The sequence below is a fragment of the Streptomyces sp. NPDC047706 genome, from assembly GCF_043204795.1.
Taxonomy (GTDB): domain Bacteria; phylum Actinomycetota; class Actinomycetes; order Streptomycetales; family Streptomycetaceae; genus Streptomyces.
The window spans coordinates 1-3,051 of record NZ_JBIDCW010000062.1; the positions used below are offsets into that span (position 1 = coordinate 1).

Here is a 3,051-nt window from a genome sequence, read left to right on the forward strand (position 1 = left end):
GATCGCCGCCGCAGCCCTCGTCCTGCTCCAACTCGAATACGACCGCACCATCTGACGATCACACACCGTCATGATCCATTACTGGGAAAGGCTCAATGACGCATCAGAAGCGCTTTGCCGGGGCAGGCTGCCGCGCAGGCCGGCCGTGCCACCACCTCCACGCTATGTGGCCTACGAGAAATACGACGGCCACCGCCGAGAGCGCGCGAACCGAAGCCCAGACCATTTCTACGACCCGGTCCTGTGAGTTGTCCACCTCCGCTGCTAGCCGCATGGAAGCCTCGGTGAAAGCGATCAACGGGACAAGAAGGCGGCACCCGAGACCGCCGATGCCGGGCGTTCTCGCCATGCTTCCCAGGAGCCCAAGGGGCGCACCAAAGACGACAGCCGCCACCCCCCAGAACAGTGCCCTGGAGAAGAGGCCATCGCCTGCACCAGAGATGACGTGTCCCCCGGGCGGAACGTTAGGGCTTAGAAACTTGAAAAGATAATACACGGCTACACCCACTGCCAGCGCCGAAGACGCCAGCAGCGATGCCTCAATTCTTGACCGCCGCGAGTAACCGACCAGGAAGGCGAAGCAGGCCCACGACCATCCCACGGAAAATATGACGCCTATGGCCTGGCAGACCAGGTTGTCGAATTTGCCCGCGAATGGGCCGACCGCACCAAGCAGTGCACCTGCCCCGAGAACTGCCACAATAGGAGCGATACGAGAACACGTAAAGTGTGCGATTTTCATGACCCTACTCTTTGGACAATCCCTCGCGAGAGAAAATCCGCCCCCGGCAGTGGCTGCCGGGGGCGGAGGAAAACTAGTACTTAGAGTAGTAGGTCTTACATGTGTACGCCGCACCATGAGTGATGTTGGCGTAGGACCACAGACCCTTCTCCACCACCGACTTGTCCTCGTAGCTACTCACCTGCACGGTCGACCCATGCTTCACCGTGGGATGGTAGTAGTTCGAGTAGCAGTACTGGCCATCGGTGGTGAGATTCTTTCCGTAGCTCCACGTGCCGCCACCAATGTCGAGGACGGTCATCGGCGTGACGCCTCCCTCGGAGCCAGCCGTGAACTCCACGACGCCCCATTCCTTGGGGTCCCCCAGCGCCGCAGGCGGCTGGGTGCCATCACCCCTGGTGTGAGTCGTGACGGTGACCGAACTAGCGGCCGAAACATTGGCACTGCCTGCAGTGGCCGGGGCGGCAAGGATACCTGCAGCCAGGAATCAACCCGCAACAGCGAAAGCTATGGATCTGCCGGAAATCTTCATGTAATTCCCCTCCCATGATGCCCCCGTCGCGGGGGTTCGGATGGATCTTCCCCCCAACCCGCACCTTCCAGCAAAGAGATATCCAAGCACTTGGCTTAAAAGTGCCGCCGATCGGCGTGTGAAGTTTGCGCGCTCATTCAGTATTAGTGCCGCTTCCTCGTAACGAACGTTTGCATATGTGATGTCCGGCATAGTGGACTTTCCTCGATCTTGCGTGAGGGTCCGTCGACGGAGTTGGCGGGCCTTTCCGCCTTCCGGGGCGGGTGGTACTCCGGTTGAACTCGCGGAGTCCGTGGGTCGTGACGGTTCTTGATCGTTGCGGTACGACGTCGTCATGCGGTACATGGCGAGGGTGAGCGCCAGGGCGTAGAGCGCGGCGGCTGGCGACCAGGGCGGCGGCTCCGTACCAGCCCAGGGCGGTGAACGCCGTGGTGTACAGGACGATGCGTGCCCGTCTCGTCCACGTCATGGCGTGCCTCCTCTGGCTTCGGTCACCGGGCCGTGGTCGGCGACCAGGTTGCGCCAGCGGAGCCACCGGGAGCCGTCGCTGGTCCAGCGGGTGGTGCGCTTGGTCCACAGCCGGTTATGGCGGTCAGTGACGGCGGGGACGCCGTCCGGGGCCTGGAAGCTGCCCGGGCCGTCCGGTCGCCAGGTGCGCGGGCCGTCGGCCGCGCGTTCGGCGGGTGTTTCCTGCGAGGTGGGTTGCTCGGCCACGCGGTGCCTCCGTACGGTGGGTGCCGGCGCCGATGGCCCCCATATCGGGTGGGGACGATCGGCGCCGTTCTCGTGCTCGTGTCAGGCGGTCGTCTCGGCGTCCGGGCCGAGGGCGGTGTTGTGGGCGTGCTGGGCCTGGGCGATCAAGCGCCAGGTGCCGCAGGTCTGCTCCAGGCCGGCGAGGATGCGGCGGGCGTGGACGTGGCCCGCCTCGGTGGCCATGTGGATGGCGCTCTGCATGACGCCGGCGACTTCGTTGAGGAACCCGATCAGGTCGTCGTCGTCCATGAGCAGCGCCCAGGGCAGGGCGAGCGGGTACGCGGCGGTGTCGGCGGCCAGGCGCTCCAGCAGCTCCCGGGCGTCGCCGCGGCCGGGGTCCAGTTCGTCGTCCTGGGGCAGGTCCCAGATGCGGGCGGCGGCCTCCGCGAACGCCTGGGTGCGTACCGCAGTGTTGGCCGGGGCCGCGGCTACGTCCTGCCACACCGGCTGGAGGTCCGCGGCGTACATGCGGCGCAGGTCGCGGGACGCAAACCGGTGGGGCACCAGCGGGGCCTCCCAGAGCACGCCCGTGACGCGGGCAGCCTGGGTCCAGGTGCGGCCGTCCGGGGTCCGGTACCCGGTGAAACGGCGCTCGGTGGCGGGGTGGATGAGGAACAGGCGGCGGGTGCTGACGCGCACGTCGTCGCCGTTGCCGGGCCGGTCGTCCCCGAAGAGGGGGCGGTTCGCGACGAGGACCGTGGCCCACATGCCGGTGATGCCGATGCCAGGGCCGGTGATGGTGGTCTGGTGGCGGCCGTAGGTGCCTCCGACGTGGTCCCCCTGGTGGAGGGGGCGACCAGCGGCGTCGGTGGCGGTGGTGTTGGTGGTCATGGCTGTTGCCCTTTCTCGGTGGCCCGGGCCGTCCGCGTATCGGGCGGGGCGGCCCGGGCTGCTGGTGGGTCAGGTGGGGTTGGTCGCCTGCTTCTTGTTTTCTGGAGGAGCGAGAGGCGGCGGCCCGAACACGGGCGGAGGAACTTCGCCTCCAGGCGGAGCGGATCGCTGCTGAACTCGCCGAGGCGGAAGC

Annotated in this window: 4 protein-coding genes; all 4 read right to left on the reverse strand. The window is 66.5% G+C overall.

Going from position 1 to position 3,051, the window contains the following annotated elements; translation table 11 throughout:
* Window positions 1–103: 103 nt before the first annotated feature.
* The 4 genes from ACGF8A_RS34475 to ACGF8A_RS34490 all read right to left on the reverse strand — a co-directional run bounded on the left by ACGF8A_RS34475 (window position 104) and on the right by ACGF8A_RS34490 (window position 2,858).
* The gene (locus ACGF8A_RS34475) at window positions 104–742 is read right to left on the reverse strand and encodes a hypothetical protein (RefSeq protein ID WP_393114771.1); all 639 of its coding nucleotides are present in this window, start codon (window positions 740–742) and stop codon (window positions 104–106) included.
* A gap of 73 nt (window positions 743–815) precedes the next feature.
* Window positions 816–1,082, reverse strand: a complete 267-nt coding sequence (locus ACGF8A_RS34480; protein WP_393114773.1) for a lactococcin 972 family bacteriocin — start codon at window positions 1,080–1,082, stop codon at window positions 816–818.
* A 657-nt stretch (window positions 1,083–1,739) separates the two neighbouring features.
* Complete coding sequence (locus ACGF8A_RS34485; protein WP_393114775.1) at window positions 1,740–1,988, reverse strand: hypothetical protein; 249 nt, start codon at window positions 1,986–1,988, stop codon at window positions 1,740–1,742.
* Between the two features lie 81 nt (window positions 1,989–2,069).
* Entirely contained in the window at window positions 2,070–2,858 is a 789-nt protein-coding gene (locus ACGF8A_RS34490; RefSeq protein WP_393114778.1) for a hypothetical protein, read from the reverse strand.
* Window positions 2,859–3,051 lie beyond the last annotated feature (193 nt).

What these genes read in the sequence shown, in the direction of transcription:
- ACGF8A_RS34475 (WP_393114771.1), bottom strand. Translation starts at nt 742, where the DNA reads ATGAAAATCGCACACTTTACGTGTTCTCGTATCGCTCCTATTGTGGCA.
- ACGF8A_RS34490 (WP_393114778.1), bottom strand. Translation starts at nt 2,858, where the DNA reads ATGACCACCAACACCACCGCCACCGACGCCGCTGGTCGCCCCCTCCAC.